This is a genomic window from Succiniclasticum ruminis DSM 9236 (assembly GCF_900112895.1).
GTDB classification, from domain to species: domain Bacteria; phylum Bacillota; class Negativicutes; order Acidaminococcales; family Acidaminococcaceae; genus Succiniclasticum; species Succiniclasticum ruminis.
In genome coordinates this window covers 66,402-84,176 of record NZ_FONL01000007.1, presented here as the reverse complement: position 1 = coordinate 84,176, position 17,775 = coordinate 66,402, and the positions used below count along the sequence as shown (strand labels likewise).

Below are 17,775 nucleotides of genomic sequence, written 5' to 3'. Positions count from 1 at the left end.
ATGTCTATCCTTGATTTTTTAGGAAAAGAAATTTTATATTTTGACGGGGCCATGGGAACGCGCCTGCAGGCGGCCGGGCTGAAACCCGGGGAACTGCCGGAGGTGTGGAACATCACTCACGGTGATGTGGTGGCAGAGATTCATGCCAGTTACGTAAGGGCCGGAGCCAACATTTTAAAATCCAACACCTTTGGCGCCAACGCGTTAAAAATGCAGGGCTCCGGGTATTCTGTAGAGGACGTGGTGCTGGCGGCTTTTAAAAATGCAAGAGCTGCCTTTACCAGGGTGTCCGAAGAGTGCAACGACAGGAGAAGGAATCAGACTGTTGTAGCCAGGGAACAAGCAGGTGCTGTCTGCTCTGACTCAGGTGAAGAATTCGCTGTTTCAAAACCGCAAGACAAACAGTTCGTGGCTCTGGATTTGAAAAAACAGTTTGTGGCGCTGGACCTGGGGCCCACGGGTAAACTGCTGGCGCCTTACGGAGATCTGCAGTTCGAAGAGGCTGTAGCCCTGTATGCGGAACAGGTCCGTGCCGGGGTGAAGGCCAATGCCGACCTGGTTCTGGTAGAAACCATGAGCGACAGTTACGAAGCCAAACCCGCCATACTTGCGGCAAAAGAGAACAGTGACCTGCCTGTCTTCGTGACATTTACCTTTGACAGGGACGGCAAGCTGCTGAACGGGGCGGATGTGGAAACGGCGGTGCTGATGGCGGAAGGGTTAGGCGTGGACGCCGTGGGTTTCAACTGCGGGTTGGGACCGGACCTGGTAGCCAGACTGCTGCCCCGTGCCCGCCGAGTTACGGATCTGCCTCTCATTGCCAACCCCAATGCGGGGCTGCCGGTGGAAAAGGATGGAAGAACAGTATTCACTACCGGCCCGGAAGAGTTTGCGGATTACATGCTGGACGTGTACCGGGAAGGCGGCGCCGTATTAGGCGGGTGCTGTGGTACGAATCCGGATTATATCCGTCTGGTTGCAGAGCGGACCAAGGGTCTGAAGCCAATGCCCCTGCATGCTGTTTCAGAAATAAAAATTACAGATGGTGAAGAAGCAAAAATAATCATTGCAGATGATGTTGCAGCGGCTTCAAACGAAAGTACCGTTTCACCGGCATATAAGAATAATAAGAAAGAAAAATGCAGTTCCATTACCGCTGTTGCCGGTTACGGCGCGCCGGTGTATTTCGGTAAAAAGCCTGTCCTTATCGGGGAACGGATCAATCCTACAGGCAAGCCCTTATTAAAAGAAGCATTGCGCAACGGGGACATGGACTATGTCTGCCGCCTGGGACTGGAACAATTGGACAATGGAGCCCACATTCTGGATGTGAACACCGGACTGCCGGGCCTGAATGAAACAGAAACATTATGCAATGCAGTGACTGCCTTGCAGGCCGTTACTTCCGTTCCGCTGGAAATTGACACTTCCCATTATGAAGCCATGGAGAAAGCCCTGCGCCTGTACAACGGTAAACCGTTGCTGAACTCTGTCAACGGCAAACAGGAATCCATGGACAACGTGTTCCCGCTGGCGAAGAAGTACGGTGCAGCCGTGGTAGGTCTGTGCCTGGATGAAAAAGGCATCCCGGATACAGCAGAAGGACGTCTGGCCATTGCGGAAAAAATTATCAAAACAGCAGCACAGTACGGCATCAAAGCAAAAAATATTATTATCGATCCCCTGGCCCTGACCGTGAGCACCGACAGCCGCAATCCTGCCATTGACCTGGCAGTGATTCAAGCCCTGAAAGCAAAAGGTATCCATACGGTGATGGGCGTGTCCAATATTTCGTTTGGCCTGCCCAACCGGGACGCGGTGAACAGTGCGTTTTTTGCCATGTCCCTGGCGGCGGGGCTGTCCTCCGCCATTATGAACCCCCAGAGCGGGCGTATGCTGGAAGCCTATCACGCGTATTGTGCCTTAAGCGGGGCCGACGAAGGCTGCAAGGAATTTGTGGCCCGGTATGCGGACGCGCCCCAGCATAAAACGGCCGTGAAGGTGTCGGAGTACACCCTGTACGACGCCATCGTAAAAGGCCTGGTGGAGCAGAGCGGCATTGCCACGAAAAAACTGCTGGAAGAACAGAAAGCGCCGCTGGAAGTCATCAATCAGTTTATTATTCCGGCGCTGAATACGGTAGGGGAAGGGTTTGGCAAAAAGACACTGTTCCTGCCCCAGCTGTTGATGGCGGCGGACGCGGCCAAAGCAGCCTTTGACGAAATCAAAAAGCAGATGCAGGGAACTGCTGCGCAGAACAACACAGCAGCATCCGCAGAAGGAAATGGTTCCGGCGCCGACGCCTCTTCGGGCGACACCATCGTACTGGCTGTAGTCAAAGGCGACATTCATGATATCGGCAAAAATATTGTCAAAGTGCTGTGGGAAAACTACGGGTACCATGTGGTGGACCTGGGCAAAGATGTGCCTGCCGAATCCGTGGTGGAAGCCGTAGAAAAGCATCACGCAAAACTGGTGGGCCTCACCGCTCTCATGACCACTACCGTAGCCGCCATGGAAGACACTATCCAGGCGTTGCGCAGAAAGACCCGTACAAAAATCCTGGTGGGCGGCGCTGTCATGACACAGGAATACGCGGACACCATCGGTGCGGACGGTTACGCCCCGGACGCCGTAGCGGCTGTGGATTATGCGAACCAACTGTTTAAAGGAAAGGGCGAATAGAAAAGAGCTTTATTTTTAAAACAGGTTTCCACCGGTCAATCGTTTTTACCAATAATTTCATTATTGATCCATGTAAAACAACAGCAGGAAAAACATATCCTGCTGTTGTTTTTTCTTTTATTATCGTAAAAAGATAAATTTTAACATGAAAAATAAAAAAGATTTGTTTTTCTGGGGCGCACATGTCCACAATGAGTTCCCTGAAATGTATTTTATGAATGAACTAAAACAAGAAAAATCTTTCTGTAAAACACACGACTTGTATCTTTCTTTCACAATTGTTTGCTAAATTTAAATAATAAAAATGATTTTGTTACATTTTCTGCGGTGTTGCCTTGTGCGTCCAAAAATGCTATAATGCACATATGTCAAATGAGAGTGCATTTTTTTATTTACGTTACGGCAACAGACGATGTCAGTGTATCTTGTGATGTCCTCACAGTTTACAGCATTGCCTTTTCCAAAACGCAGCACTCCGCAAAAGGTAAGGAAACGCTGAGTAATCAGCGTCTCCTTAAAAAACAACAAAGAAGAAGGAGCGAATTAGTTATGAAAACGAAAAAATTTGTATCTGCATTGTTAGCGTCCGCAGTAGCCCTGAGCCTGGTTGCAGGTTGCGGCGGCGGAGATAAAAAGAAAGCTGAAGAGAAAAAACCGGAAGCTGCCGGCGCAGTAAAAGTCGGCGTGTTCCTGCCCCTGACCGGCGATAACGCTGCCGGCGGTGAACTGGAACTCCGCGGTATCAAACTGGCTAACAAGCTGCATCCTGAAATCAACGGCAAAAAGATTGAACTGGTTATTGCCGATAACAAATCCGACAAAGCGGAAGCTGCAAACGTAGCGGCGCGCTTAATTGAAAAAGACAAAGTTAAAGTAATCCTGGGTACCTACGGTTCTTCCCTGGCTATGGCAGCCGGTAACATCGTAAAAGACAGCAAGGTTCCGGCTATCGGCACCAGCTGCACCAACCCCCAGGTTACCAAAGGTAACGACTATTACTTCCGCGCCTGCTTTATCGATCCGTTCCAGGGTACCGTTATGGCTAACTATGCCTTCAAGAAAGGCGCAAAAAAAGTTGCCATCGTACAGGAAGTGTCTAATGACTACTCTGTAGGTCTGGCAAAATTCTTCAAAGAAGCTTTTGAAAAACTGGCCGGTGCAGGCAGTGTAGTTGAAATTGCTAACTATCAGACCGGCGACAAAGACTTCAGCGCACAGCTCACCAACCTGAAAGCCAAGAACCCGGACGCTATCTTCGCGCCCGGCAATTTCACCGAATCCGCCCTGCTGATTAAACAAGCCCGCCAGCTGGGTATCAAAGCCCCCTTCCTGGGCGGCGACACCTGGGAAACCCAGGACTTTGTTAATGTTGGTAGTAAGGAAGTTGACGGCGTAGCTTTCTCCAGCGCATTTGACAGTACCAAGGCTGCGACCCCGGAGGCCAAGAAATTCCTGGAAGCCTATGCCAAAGAATACAAGGGTGAACAGCCTGGTGGTCTGACAGCCCTGGCATACGACTCTTACCTGATCGCTCTGAATGCTATGCAGAAAGCCGGTGTAGATGACAGCGTGAAGATCCGTGAAGCCATTGCGGCTACCAAAGACCTGGAAACCACAACCGGCAAGACCACGCTGAACGCTGACGGTGATCCCATCAAGTCCGCGGTTATCAAGACTGTAAAAGATGGTAAATTCAGCTTCATTGACATGGTTAACCCCGAAGATCTGAAAGCAAAATAATCAGTTCGCTTACAAATTCATCAGTTTAATTCCGGTTTTTGCCCTGCTTCCCTCCCCGCGGGGGAAGCAGGTATTTTTGAGTACACCGGTTCCGCGTGCCTGCGTTTCGGCGTCAGGCAGTCATTTGTATGAACCGGCGTACCGTTCTGTTTGAGGTGCAACATATATGGAGCTTTTTCAAGCTATAACCAACATGACTGCGGTAAGTTTTGCCCAGCATATGGTGAACGGTATTTCCCTGGGCAGCCTGTATGCCCTTATCGCCATCGGTTATACCATGGTGTACGGCATACTGCTGATGATTAATTTCGCCCATGCGGATATCGTCATGATGGCCTGTTATTTTGCCTTGTTCGGCATTACGACATTCCATATTCCCTGGTATCTTACCTTTATCTTAACAATTGCTGCTACAGCCCTGCTTGGGGTGATTATAGAACGTTCAGCCTACCGTCCCCTGCGGGACGCGCCGAAAAACTCCGTGCTGATCTCGGCCATCGGCGCCTCTTTCCTGCTGGAGAATCTGGCTAACTATCTTTTCAGCGGACGTCCCCTGCATTTCCCGGATATTCCTTTTCTGTCCAGTATGATTGATCTCAATGGCATACAGGTCCAGGCTATCTGCCTGTTCATTCCGGTCGTAACATTGGCCTGCCTGTTCCTGTTGCTGCACATCGTCAACCATACCAAGACCGGCATGGCCATGCGTGCTGTGTCCAAGGACTATGAAATTGCCCGGGTCATGGGTGTCAACATCGACAACATCATCTCCATCACCTTTGCCATAGGCTCTGCCCTGGCTGCTATCGGCGCCATTATGTGGGGTATCCGTTACCCGGGTATTACTCCGTATCTGGGTGTTATGCCGGGCCTGAAATGCTTCATTGCAGCGGTGGTGGGCGGTATCGGTAATATCAAAGGCGCAGTTATCGGCGGCTTCATCCTGGGCTTGGGCGAAATTCTGATTGTGGCTTTCTTCCCCCAGTTCTCCGGCTATCGGGACGCCTTTGCTTTCATCATGCTGCTTTTGATTTTATTCTATAAACCCACCGGTTTATTAGGCGAGAAAATGACGGAGAAGGTGTAATCATGAATAAAAAGCGAAATATCATGCTCACCATTGCCGCCCTCGTCATTCTCTTCGGTGTGGCATGCTTTGTTCAGGCGGAAGTTAACTCCTACGTACGGCGGATTATCAATCTGTGCCTCGTTTACGCCATCATCGGGCTGTCCATGAACGTGACCAACGGGTTTGCCGGTCAGTTCTCTCTGGGCCAGGCCGGTTTTATGGCCATCGGCGCCTATATGGTTGGCATCTTCACGGTGCCGGTGGAACTGCGGGCGGACGTGTTCTATGCTATCCCCATGAACCCCCATCTTGTCAACGTGTACATGCCTCTGTGGATGGCACTGATTTTGGGCGGTGTGCTGGCCGCCGGCATAGCCGGTCTCATCGGCACGCCGGTACTGCGGCTCCGGGGCGACTATCTGGCCATTGCTACCTTAGGCTTCTCGGAGATTATCCGCATCATCATCACCAACGCCACCAGCATCACCAACGGGGCGCTGGGCATCAAGAACATTCCGCCCCTGAACGATGTACGGTACATTTTTATGGCCGCAGCCATCTCCTACGTGCTTATAACATTGTTGCTGAACTCTTCCTACGGCCGGGCTTTCAAGGCCATCCGGGAAGATGAGATTGCGGCGGAAGCCATGGGAATCAGCCTGTTCTACCACAAGAATCTGGCCTTTATGGTCAGTGCTTTCTTTGCCGGTATCGGCGGTGGTCTGTACGGCGCTCTGCTGGGTACCGTAGACCCCAAAAATTTCTTGTTTACATTAACTTACAATTTCCTTCTGATTATAGTGCTGGGCGGCATGGGTTCCGTCACCGGCAGTATGTTCGGCGCCATCATTGTCACTGCGGGTCTGGAATACCTGCGCCTCTTTGACGAACCGATGGAGCTTATGGGCATAGCTATCCCCCTGTTCCGTCCGGGCCTGCGCATGGTGGTGTTCTCTATCCTGCTGATGGTCTGTGTATTGTTCTGGCGTCGCGGCATCATGGGCACTAACGAACTGACCTGGGAAAAAATCATCAGCTTTGTAAAGCACCCGCTGGCAGGCTTCCGTAAAAAGGGGGTGCAGGGTAAATGATCCGGACTGTATTGCGTACCGAGCATGTAACCATGCAGTTTGGCGGCGTCATTGCCGTCAATGATTTAAACATTGTAGTCAAAGAGCACGAGATCATTGCCCTTATAGGTCCTAACGGCGCCGGCAAGACCACGGCCTTTAACGATATCACCGGTGTGTACACGCCTACCAAAGGGCGCGTCATCTATTCCCCGGCAGAAGGAAAAGAGATTGACATCACCGGCAGGAAACCCAGCGAGATCGCACAGCTGGGCATTGCCCGCACCTTCCAGAATATCCGCCTGTTTAAAGACCTGAGCGTGTATGAGAATGTGCTTATTGCCAAGCATTTGCATCTGGAATCCAATTTCCTGGCAGCCACGTTCCGCCTGCCCGGCTACAAAAAAGAAGAAAAAGCCATGCGGGCCGATGTGGAACGTTTATTAAAAGAAGTAAACCTGTGGGACGTGCGGAATGAAAAAGCCAGCAGTCTGCCTTACGGCAAGCAGCGTTACCTGGAAATTGTAAGGGCTCTGGCCACGGAGCCGAAACTTCTGTTACTGGACGAACCGGCAGCTGGCATGAACCCGAAAGAAACAGCAGAACTGACAGAATTTATCCGTCAGATCCGTGACCATTTTAACCTGACCATCTTCATGATAGAACACCATATGGACCTGGTCATGGAGATTTCCGACCGCATCTATGTACTGGACTTCGGCACCACCATCGCTACCGGCGATCCGGCTGCCATCCAGAACAACGAGCGGGTCATCAAGGCGTACTTAGGGGAGGATGAAGATGCTTAAAGTCAGAGACCTGGTTGTGGCCTACGGCGGCATTGAAGCCCTGAAAGGCATCTCCGTAGACGTTCCCGACGGGCAGATCGTTACCCTCATTGGCGCCAACGGGGCAGGAAAGAGTACTCTGCTGCGTACCATCATGGGGCTGGTGAAACCCCGGAGCGGCAGTGTGGAGTATAATGAAGAAAACATAAAAGGCCTGAACAGCCAGCACATCGTGTCCCGCGGTATTACCCTGGTGCCGGAAGGGCGGCGGGTGTTCCCCAACCTCACCGTGCTGGAAAACCTGCGCATCGGTGCCTACCTGCGCAAGGATGAAGAGGGCATCGCCAAGGATATCAAACGTATCTATGAACTGTTCCCCCGATTGGAAGAACGGAACTGGCAGATGGCCGGTACCCTGTCCGGCGGCGAGCAGCAGATGCTGGCTTTGGGACGTGCCCTCATGAGCCGCCCCAAACTGATCATGATGGATGAGCCATCCTTAGGCCTTGCGCCCCTGGTCATCAAAGATATCTTCAATATCATCCGGCGCATCAACGAAAGCGGTACCACGGTGCTGCTGGTAGAACAGAACGCAAACATGGCCCTTAAGGTTGCCCACCATGCCTATGTGCTGGAAACGGGGCACATCAAGACCGAAGGAAGCGGCAGGGAACTGCTGGAAAACGAAGAGATCAAAGAGGCGTACCTGGGGAAAAAGAAGAAATAAATTATTGTGTGGCTGAAGTAAAAACGCGCAGCTTGCAAACAGAAAATGCAGCTGCGCTTTTTTAAATTGCTGAGTTCCTTAAATTATAGTTTTTTACATAAAAATCTGATAAAATGTAAATCGTAGAAGTATATTTGTTGAGAGAAATATACAGTTATTAAAGATTGAAAGAGTTTATGAATCATTTATTTCGGTTTTTTAGCGTCTATCGTCGTGCAATACTGTTAGTTATATATGTGTGTTTAATTGCTGTGCTCTGGTACCTGCCGGGCGTGTTCCATCCCAAATCCGTGGATGATGTCCGTCAATGGGTGACGGGGTTCGGTGTGTGGGGGCCGGCGGCATATATTCTGTTGTATACCGTGCGGCCATTGCTGCTGTTTCCCAGCCTTATACTGAATGTGGCGGCGGGAATCCTGTTTCCGCCGGTAACCGGAATCCCCTGTCTGACTGCAGGCGGGTTAGGCAGCGCAATCCTGCTGTTTTACATGGCCCGTTCGGGTATAGGCAGTGAATTTCTGGATTTGCACGGCGGTAAATGGGGCAGCCGTATCCATCATTATCTTTCGGACAGTACGAAAAATTTCCGGCGCATGCTGTGGCTGCGTACGGTGCCATTGTTCCCCTACGATGTAATCAGTCTGGTGGCGGGCTGTACAGAGATGCGTTTTATAACTTTTACCGTTACCACGCTGCTGGGCATACTGCCGGGGGCGGTGGCTTACAATGTATTAGGGGATGCCCTGGGGGGGAATTCCGGTCTCGCATTTTCCGTGTGCCTTCTGACTATTGCGTTTGGGATCCCGTTGGCCTTTTGGTATTTTGGCGGGGAAAGAAAAGTCTTAAAATCAGCGGAACAGAAAGACAAGTAGTTTTCTGAGGTGCTGTATCGGTATACATAAATAAAGGGATTTGTGTTATGGGGGCGCAACATGCAAAACAATGTAGAAACGGAAATCAAATTATTAATTGCCAAAAAACATGTAAAGACGCTGACGGCTTCTTCTCTGGTTGCCAAAAAGACAAAAAAAGGAAGTCACAAAACGGTAAAGCTGGTTAATATTTATTTTGATACCCGTGACCTGTTGTTGCAACAGGCGGGCATTGCGTACCGCGTGCGGCAGAACGGAAAGAAATATGAAGCGACCGTCAAACTGGGCCGGTCTGAGGCAGGGGGCCTTTCCGCCCGCCAGGAATACAACGTGGCTGTGAAAAATGCCAAACCGGACCTCTCTGTGTTTAATGACAGCGGCCTGCAGGTAGATTTTGACGCTCTTCTGGGAACAGCTCAGATTGAAAAACTGTTTACTGTGCGGGTGAAACGGGAAATCCGTCTTCTGCAGATAACCAGGGAAACCCTGGCAGAGATGGCCATCGACCAGGGTTTCATCTCGGCCGGAGGAAAGAAGGAAACCATTGACGAAGTTGAGCTGGAGCTAAAGGAAGGTTCTCTGGCTGACCTTTTGGCCTATACTGCAAAGATTGCTGCGGAAGTACCGGTGTTTACAGAGTCCCGGAGCAAATATGCAAGGGGGCTGGCTCTTTTGGATAAGCTGGAGCCGGAGGGAACCTCTCCGTTGAAGAATATTGACTGGGATAAGGATTATTGCGAAGAATATAAACAACAGTTTTACCAGTATGGAACGGCTGTCATGGAAGAACAGAACGTGTTTGCGGACTGTGGTAAGCTTCAGACCGAAGCAGACCGTATCTTCCTGCCTTATTTTGAACGGATGCAGGAAGCTTTATACTGGCTGCAGCCGGTGATGGACGGCAGCGCAGGGATGCTGGCCAACCTGCAGGGGGCGTTGCGTCCTTTGTACCGGCTTCGGGATACCAAGGCTCTGCTGCGGCAATGGAAATCTTTGTTCAAGCTGGCTGACGGACGTCTCGGCGCCGATAAGGTTACGCGCCTTCTGGAAAACCGCGTGGAAGACATTGGCGATGAGATTCTGTTGCAGGTGGAACGGGGAACCTATTCAGGCATTGTCTTTTCCCTGTGGTCAGCTATGGAAAGCGCCGGCTGGAAGGCGGAAGAATATCTGCAGGCAGGGCAGTTGTTGCAGGTGCGTGTGAAAGACATTCTGGAAAAAATTGAAGACGCAATGAACCGGGAAAGAGAAACAGAAGCAGAAAAGGTCGTCGCTATGGCAGTTGGTAATCATGAACTGGAGAAAAAGGGCAGAAAGATTCCGCTGAAAGAGCCCGGCTATGTAACCGTAACCCGTTTGGGCAAGGAATTTCATTATCTGGCGGCAGCCAATGAAATCAGCAAACTTTCTGACCTGAGCAAAGAAAGCAGAAAGAAACTGGAGAAGCTGGGGGAAGCCATAGAGGAACTCTTTGCTGTCAACAGCCTGGGTCAGTCCGTTCCGGCAGAACTGCTGAAGGCAAATACGGTGCTGGCAGCACGGCAGGGCGGTTACCTCTTAGGCGATTTGGCCGCAGAGCAGTTAATGGCCCGCAAAATCGTGAACAAAGCGTTTGCGAAGTGGCTTAAAACAGTTAAAATGTAAGTGGCTAAAGATATATGCGTACAAGGTTCAATGAATCCTTGTACGCATGTAGTATTTGTGAAATAATTGAAAAAAGTGATCAAAAACGCAAAATACTATTTGACTTTTTGACCTTGCGTATTATAATGATGATAGGCAAATGAAAAGAGCCCCGGTATTGGGAGTTCTTGTCCATGCCTTTTATTTTGGCAATGCGTTAGCACTCCTGTAATGAGACTGCTAACAAAATACAGCTATTACTTAAAGATTGCAATTCCCAGCAAAATGACGGCAATGATGGCGAGCAACGTGATGTTGTACTTGCGCATCTGCTCCATATGATGGCTGGTTACGGTTTCGTTCAGCATGTTGTAGCAGCGTTGCAGTACCTGCATCTTCAACTCGATATTTTCCTGCCACACAGATGCCTTCAGCAGCTTCATGTAACGGGTGTAGACTCTGGCATAGAAAATATCTTCCGTTACCTGCAAAGCGTTGGTGATATTGCTGGTGAGACTGCTCACATCGGCCATGGTTTCCAGCAGTTCATCCCGGTTGTTGCTCAGCATATCAATGTTTTTGAGATTAGCTTTATCTTCAATGACATCATAGGCCTTGTCGATGGCGTGGTTCAGGAGGTTGTCATAATACCGCAGTTCCAGATACTGGGCATTGGCGAATTCCAGCAGATCAGGGATATCCATACTGCCGGAAGGATCGTATACCACGGCGCTGTCCCAGGCAAGCCAGGCTATATCGTCTGCATAGGAAAAACGGTTGGCCAGTGCGGTTTCACGTGTCTCTTCATTGACAGGAGTCGGGTCTTTCAACAGGAAAGGCACAATATCCCAGTCCGGGGGAATGGGATCCTGAAAATAATACACCACAAAGTCTTCATCGAAACCGGAAATGTTCTGATTGGTGCAGGCCGGACCGATGGTCTCCATGGTGGCGTCAACAAATTTGCGGAAATCTTCATCGGGTAATTCTTCTACCGCAAGAACCAGATTCAGATACTCTTTATAGGAAATATCTTCTTCCGGCGGGATGTTAAAGAGAATGCAGATAACACCCAGATCCTGGATGCGGGCTTTAACTTCTACCAGGTACTCAACACCGCCGATGATCATTTCATGATAACCTAACTCTACGAGTACAGGGGGGTCATGGAAGGTGATGGACTTGGTGGAAATGCGGTCCAGACGCAGGCGGGATGACATTTTATTACGGCTGTGCCAGATAGCCTGAACCTGGTCAAGGTTGATCTCGTCTGCCACGTCGAAGAGACGGTAGGCGATGACATTAGTTCTCATGTTTTTCCCTCACAGTGAAATTTGAGTAATATAAAATATATGTTTGTTGCACGGTTGATACAGCCTGCATATACAACGCGCTTTTAAGGCGGTATCACCGCATACCTATCATTAACATATAGCTTTTCTCCGATTTTGTAAAGTAAAAACTGTGTTAAAGCAAAAGTTTTTGGCAAAACATATTAAATCAGGTTAGAAAACAATTCTACATATAACTATTGACAGACAGGAGTGATCACAATGAACGAAAACTATAGCGATGAAGTAAAAGCCATCATTGAAGCGGCACAGCAGCAGGCTTTGATGAATTACAACCAGGAAGTGACCAGCGCGCATCTCTTGCTGGCACTGTGCAGCGATGACTTCTTTAAGTTTTTGCTGCAGACATTTAAAGTAGATGAAAATACATTTGCCGGCGAGGCCCGTGCAATTGTCAGCCGTATTCCGTCCGTAAAAGGACAGGACCGGCAGCTGCTCATGAGCTCGGATTTTGCCAGGGTCAACGGCATCGTGCTCCGCAAAGCGGGGCAGGGCAATGTGACGGTAGGCCACCTGGTATCTGCGTTGGCCAGCGATGGAAGCAGCGAGGTTACAGCGCTGTTTAAGAAGTACGGCATCGACAGCAACAAGATTGAAAAGCTGTATGAACACTACCTGAACAGCACCGCCAATGACGAAAGCAAAAAGACTTTGGAAAAGTTCGGCCAGGATTTGACGGCAAGGGCGCGGCAGGGCAAACTGGATCCGGTCATCGGCCGTGACGATGAGATCCGCCGCACCATTGAGATCCTGAGCCGCCGGAAGAAGAACAATCCGGTGCTCATCGGGGAACCGGGTGTGGGCAAGACCGCTATTGTAGAAGGGCTGGCCCGCCGTATCGTGGCCGGGGACGTGCCGGAAAGTCTGAAGAACAAAACCTTGTATGCTTTGGACTTGGCTGCTTTGGTGGCCGGGGCCAAGTACCGGGGTGAATTTGAAGAGCGCCTGAAGAAAGTGTTGAAGGCCGTAGCAGACAGCGCCGGTCAGATTGTCATGTTTATTGACGAGCTGCACACTGTGGTAGGCGCCGGCGCAGCGGAAGGTTCCATGGATGCCGGCAATATCCTGAAACCCATGCTGGCCCGGGGCGAGCTGCGGTGTATCGGGGCTACGACGCTGAATGAATATCACAAATATATTGAAAAGGACAGCGCCCTGGAGCGCCGCTTCCAGCCTGTCATGGTCAACGAGCCCAGCGTGGAGGATACCATTTCCATTCTGCGCGGCTTGAAAGAAAGCTATGAAAACCATCACGGAGTGCGGATTAAGGATGCGTCCCTGGTAGCCGCGGCCGTGATGAGCCACCGGTACATCAACGACCGCTTCCTGCCGGATAAGGCTATTGACCTGGTGGATGAGGCAGCAGCCCGGCTCCGGACGGAAATCGATTCGTCCCCGACGGAGATTGATGAAAGCAAACGTAAGATTTTACAGCTGGAAATCGAGGAGCAGGCCCTGAAAAAAGAGGAAGACCCCGCTTCCGCAGACCGTCTGGCCAAACTGCAGGAACAGCTGGCCAAACTGCGGGAAGAAAACGCGGCCCTGATCAAACGCTGGGATGATGAAAAGGCCGGCATTGTCAAGGTGCGGGAAGTGAAGAAGGAAATCGGCGCCGTGAAGCAGGAAATGGAAAAGGCGGAACGGGACTATGATCTGAACAAGCTGGCGGAACTGAAATACGGCCGCCTGCCGGAACTGCAGAAGCAACTGCAGGAACTGGAGAATCAGACGGTTGGGGAAAATGCTCTTCTGAAAGAAGAAGTGGACGAAGACGACATCGCCAGGGTTGTGAGCACCTGGACCGGCATTCCCGTACAGCGGCTGGGTACCGGGGAGCGGGAGAAGCTGGTACATCTGGAAGAAACCCTCCATGAGCATGTTATCGGTCAGGACGAAGCGGTGAAGGCTGTGGCGGATGCGGTGATCCGGGCCCGTGCGGGCATCAAGGACCCCAATCGTCCTATCGGTTCCTTCATTTTCCTGGGACCCACCGGCGTGGGCAAGACCGAGCTGGCGAAAACGCTGGCAGAAGTTTTGTTTGACGATGTGAAGAACATGATCCGCATCGATATGAGCGAATACATGGAGAAACACACGGTGTCCCGCCTGATCGGCGCCCCTCCCGGCTATGTAGGTTATGATGAGGGTGGCCAGCTGACCGAAGCGGTGCGTCGTCATCCGTACTCTGTCATCCTCTTTGATGAAATTGAAAAGGCGCACCCCGATGTGTTCAATGCACTGCTGCAGGTGCTGGACGACGGTCGTCTCACCGACGGACAGGGCCGCAGCGTGGACTTCAAGAACACGCTGATTATCATGACCAGCAACATCGGCAGCCAGCGGATCATGGAAGCAAAAGAAACCATGGACAGCGAAGCGGTGCGGCAGTTGCTGCTGACCCGGTTCCGTCCGGAATTCCTGAACCGCGTGGACGACATCGTCACCTTCAAAGCCCTGCAACCCGACCAGATTAAGGACATTGTGAAACTGATCCTGAAAGAACTGGGCGACAGGGTGAACAAGCAGCTTGAAATCAAGCTGACCTGCACTGACGAAGCCGCGGCTTTGTTAGCCAAAGAAGGTTTCGATCCCCAGTTCGGCGCCCGTCCGCTGAAACGTCTGATTGTCCATAGCGTGGAAAACGTACTGTCCAAGAAAATCGTTAACGGGGAAATCAAAGCCGGGGACAGTGTGGAAATTTATGTGAACAACGGGGAAATAGACGTGAAGTAAGCGTTGCTCCAACTATATAACTGGTTTTAATCTGGTATGAAAACTGCTGCGAAATGAAATCCAACCGTTTTATTTCGCGCAGTTTTTTGTTTTGTGCTCCGGTGAATTCATGCCGTAACAATCTTGTAGCAGAAAATTACGGCACAATGTGTCTTTTTTATGTTCATTTTATAAAATATTTTTAAAATGTTGGCCTTAAAGGTTTATTGCGTTTCTTCTTTATGATAAAATAAAATGAATTCATATACGCAATTGGGTATTATTGAATATGAGGAGGTTTTTTATTATGGGAAAGATGAAAAAAATTCTGGCTGCAGGAGTGGTTTGCTATGTGGCCTATAAATTAGGAAAGAAATATTTAAAAGAAAACAATCTGACGGCTGAAGATGTATTTGATTCCGCCAAAAAGAAAGCGGAAGAGTTTGCCAGACAGGCTGCAGGCGTAGTTCCCACAACAAAGGACGGAGAACCGGCGGGCAAGAAGATTTACACCTTCGGAAAGGAAAAACGTATTGAGATGGTGCACCTGGCAGACGGTGTCACCGGTCTTTATGACAATAAAAAGAATTACCCCATTGAAAAGCAGGTGAAGACTTACAGTGAAGACGGAGGCAAGCTGTATGTTTACAGTGACGCGGCGGATTATGTAATTTCTGACGAGCCGTTCTTCATGAACGTGTATGTGAAGGATAAATCACAGACAGAAGCCATCGCCATTGCACTGGGCAAACAGTATGACGCGGAAGAAATCGCTGTGTACAATTACGGCTCCGGTCAGAAATTTGATGCCCAGGGTATGGCCGCAGAGGCCGAAGCGGAAAAAGTAGCGGCGGAGCAGGCGGAAGCCAAAGCCAAAGAAGCGGAACTGGCAGCACAGGCAGCGGCTGCAAAAGCAGAAGCCACGGCAAAAGAGGCTGCAGAAAATGTTCAGGCTGCTGCGGACAAAGCCGGAGAAATGGCGGAAGAAGCAAAATCCAAAGTGGAAGACGTTGCGGAAACAATTGAAGCTACGGCAGAAGAAATAGTTGAAAAAGTAAAAGAGTAATCATATGCGGTCAGGAAAGACAAAAGCAATCGTTCCGTGTTTGCTAAGTCTTTTCCTGATAGAAACGGAGATACAAATGCATGGCATTGGCTGCGATCTGGCAGATGTAGAACGAATTGAAAAAGCCATAGCGCGTAAAGGCTTCAAAGAAAGAGTTTTTACACCGGAAGAGATGGCCTGGTGTACAGGCTCACACGGTGATAAAGCCCAGAGTTATGCAGCCCGGTTCGCTGCCAAAGAAGCGTTTCTGAAAGCTATCGGCACAGGGCTCCGTGGCGGAGGACAGCTTACAGAAATCTCTGTCGCCAACGATGAACTGGGCAAACCGGAACTGAAAGTGACAGGCTATTACGCATCCTACGTAGAGAAACTTGGCGTGAAAAAGATACACCTTACATTAAGTCATACCGCTACAACGGCAATGGCAGTGGTATTGTTGGAATAATATGAATTGATATGGAGCCCGGGTGATCAACATTGACAGAAGGAGGCCTCCCCATGCAGATTTTACTGGCGGAAGAAATGCGGGCGCTGGATCGGGCTGCGGAAGAAGAAATCGGGATTCCCGGTCTTGTGCTGATGGAAAATGCAGGCCGCGCCGTAGCAGATGCGGCAGAGAAAGTGCTGGGCACCTGCTGTCATAAAAAAATCGTTATCTTTGCCGGCAAGGGAAACAACGGCGGCGACGGCAGCGGCGCCGGACGCTGGCTCCACAACCGGGGGGCAGAAGTGACGCTGGTTCTGGCCTGTGTGGCGGAGGACCTTTCCGGAAGCGCCGCGGATGAACTGCAGTATTATATTGCCTGTGGTGCCACGGTGCTGGAGGTTACGGATGCAGAGGACGGTCCGCGCTTTGCGGAAATTGAAAACCTGGCGATGCAGGCCGACCTGCTCATCGACGCCCTGCTGGGCACCGGCTTTTCCGGTAAGATGCGCTCCCTGTTCATCCGTTTGTGCGGCTGCATTAACAGGGTAAAAGAAACGAACCCTGCCTGCGGTGTATTGGCAGTGGATATTCCCACCGGCGTCAATGCGGACACGGGCGAGGCAGATGTCAGCTCTGTGCGGGCCGACACAACGGTAACCATGGCGTTGCCGAAGCTGGGTCTGTATTTATATCCCGGGGCAGAGCATGCAGGAACGATCCAGGTGGCAGATATCGGCATGCCAGCATGTCTGTTGAAAGAAACAGACGGAAACCGTACCCTGATTACGGGGGAAATAGTTAAAGCGTTGTTGCCGGACCGTCCCAAAAATGCCCATAAGGGCAGTGTGGGACGGGTGGCGGTGGTTGCCGGTTCTTATGGTTACATTGGAGCTGCCGCTCTGAGCAGCTTTGCGGCAGTCAAAGGCGGGGCCGGCCTGGTCACATTGCTGACACCGGAGGATGCAAGGGAAATACTGGCCATCAAGCTGACTGAAGTTATGGTAAAAGGTTTGCCGGTGTCAGATAACCGGCTGGTGACAGAAGAAGCCCTGGAAATTGTGTCCGAATCATTGGATAAGGCTGATGTGCTGGCTATCGGACCGGGTTTTGGCGTGTCGGAGGAAACCGGTAACCTGATCCGGGAAATCCTGGTCACAACAGCGGTTCCCTGTGTCATTGACGCGGATGCCATAACGGCTCTGAAAGATCATACGGAACTGCTTTCCCATATGCTGGCGGAAAAAGTGCTGACGCCCCATCCCGGGGAAATGTCCCGCATTACAGGCGTACGCATTGCGGAAATAGAGAAAAACAGGGTGGAAGTGGCCCGTCTCTATGCGGAAAAGTGGCAGGCGGTCATTGTGCTGAAAGGCATGCCTACGGTCATCGCGTTGCCGGACGGAACTGTATATCTGAATAACACCGGTACGCCGGCCATGGCCACCGGCGGCAGCGGGGATGTGCTGACAGGCTTGATAGCCGCGCTGATTGGTCAGGGGCTTCCCGTAGCAGATGCGGCGGTGGCGGGCGTGTATATCCACGGGCTGGCAGGGGAACTGGCGGCAAAAGACCGTATAGGAATGGCTGCGTCAGAGCTGCTGATGATGCTGCCGGAAGCAAGGAAACAGATTTAAAGAGTATTTT

Annotated in this window: 13 protein-coding genes; 12 read left to right on the top strand and 1 reads right to left on the bottom strand. The window is 50.8% G+C overall.

The features are described from left to right. From BM159_RS06510 to BM159_RS06475, 8 genes are all read left to right on the top strand, one after another. A complete protein-coding gene (locus BM159_RS06510; RefSeq protein ID WP_245763665.1) occupies positions 1–2,685 on the top strand; it encodes a homocysteine S-methyltransferase family protein in 2,685 nt (894 codons plus the stop codon). 549 nt (positions 2,686–3,234) lie between these two features. Next, positions 3,235–4,425, top strand: a complete 1,191-nt coding sequence (locus BM159_RS06505) for an ABC transporter substrate-binding protein (protein WP_093913447.1) — start codon at positions 3,235–3,237, stop codon at positions 4,423–4,425. A 193-nt stretch (positions 4,426–4,618) separates the two neighbouring features. After that, positions 4,619–5,512 (top strand): ABC transporter permease subunit, encoded by an 894-nt coding sequence (locus BM159_RS06500; protein WP_093913477.1) that lies wholly within the window; start codon positions 4,619–4,621, stop codon positions 5,510–5,512. Between the two features lie 2 nt (positions 5,513–5,514). After that, positions 5,515–6,585, top strand: a complete 1,071-nt coding sequence (locus tag BM159_RS06495) for a branched-chain amino acid ABC transporter permease (protein WP_093913446.1) — start codon at positions 5,515–5,517, stop codon at positions 6,583–6,585. Beyond that, positions 6,582–7,373 (top strand): ABC transporter ATP-binding protein, encoded by a 792-nt coding sequence (locus BM159_RS06490; RefSeq protein WP_093913445.1) that lies wholly within the window; start codon positions 6,582–6,584, stop codon positions 7,371–7,373. The genes BM159_RS06495 and BM159_RS06490 overlap by 4 nt, the downstream gene beginning before the upstream one ends. Next, positions 7,366–8,079 (top strand): ABC transporter ATP-binding protein, encoded by a 714-nt coding sequence (locus tag BM159_RS06485; protein WP_093913444.1) that lies wholly within the window; start codon positions 7,366–7,368, stop codon positions 8,077–8,079. Before BM159_RS06490 ends, BM159_RS06485 begins: the two co-directional genes overlap by 8 nt. Before the next feature lie 236 nt (positions 8,080–8,315). Further along, a complete protein-coding gene (locus BM159_RS06480) occupies positions 8,316–8,951 on the top strand; it encodes a TVP38/TMEM64 family protein (protein WP_177205944.1) in 636 nt (211 codons plus the stop codon). Positions 8,952–9,011: 60 nt separating this feature from the next. Next, positions 9,012–10,595: a CYTH domain-containing protein gene (locus BM159_RS06475; RefSeq protein ID WP_093913442.1), complete on the top strand. Its 1,584-nt coding sequence runs from the start codon at positions 9,012–9,014 to the stop codon at positions 10,593–10,595. Between the two features lie 236 nt (positions 10,596–10,831). Here the strand turns inward: BM159_RS06475 and BM159_RS06470 are convergent, their stop codons facing one another. Next, positions 10,832–11,887, bottom strand: coding sequence for a hypothetical protein (locus BM159_RS06470; protein ID WP_093913441.1), 1,056 nt, complete (start codon positions 11,885–11,887; stop codon positions 10,832–10,834). A 240-nt stretch (positions 11,888–12,127) separates the two neighbouring features. Between BM159_RS06470 and BM159_RS06465 the strand changes: the two genes are divergently transcribed. The 4 genes from BM159_RS06465 (at position 12,128) to BM159_RS06450 (ending at position 17,765) form a co-directional block, all read left to right on the top strand. Next, on the top strand, positions 12,128–14,659 hold the full coding sequence (locus BM159_RS06465) for an ATP-dependent Clp protease ATP-binding subunit (protein WP_093913440.1): 2,532 nt from the start codon (positions 12,128–12,130) through the stop codon (positions 14,657–14,659). Between the two features lie 286 nt (positions 14,660–14,945). Next, positions 14,946–15,704, top strand: coding sequence for a YtxH domain-containing protein (locus BM159_RS06460; RefSeq protein ID WP_093913439.1), 759 nt, complete (start codon positions 14,946–14,948; stop codon positions 15,702–15,704). A gap of 76 nt (positions 15,705–15,780) precedes the next feature. Beyond that, positions 15,781–16,149, top strand: coding sequence for a holo-ACP synthase (gene acpS / locus BM159_RS06455; protein WP_093913438.1), 369 nt, complete (start codon positions 15,781–15,783; stop codon positions 16,147–16,149). A gap of 53 nt (positions 16,150–16,202) precedes the next feature. Next, complete coding sequence (locus BM159_RS06450; protein WP_093913437.1) at positions 16,203–17,765, top strand: NAD(P)H-hydrate dehydratase; 1,563 nt, start codon at positions 16,203–16,205, stop codon at positions 17,763–17,765. Positions 17,766–17,775 lie beyond the last annotated feature (10 nt).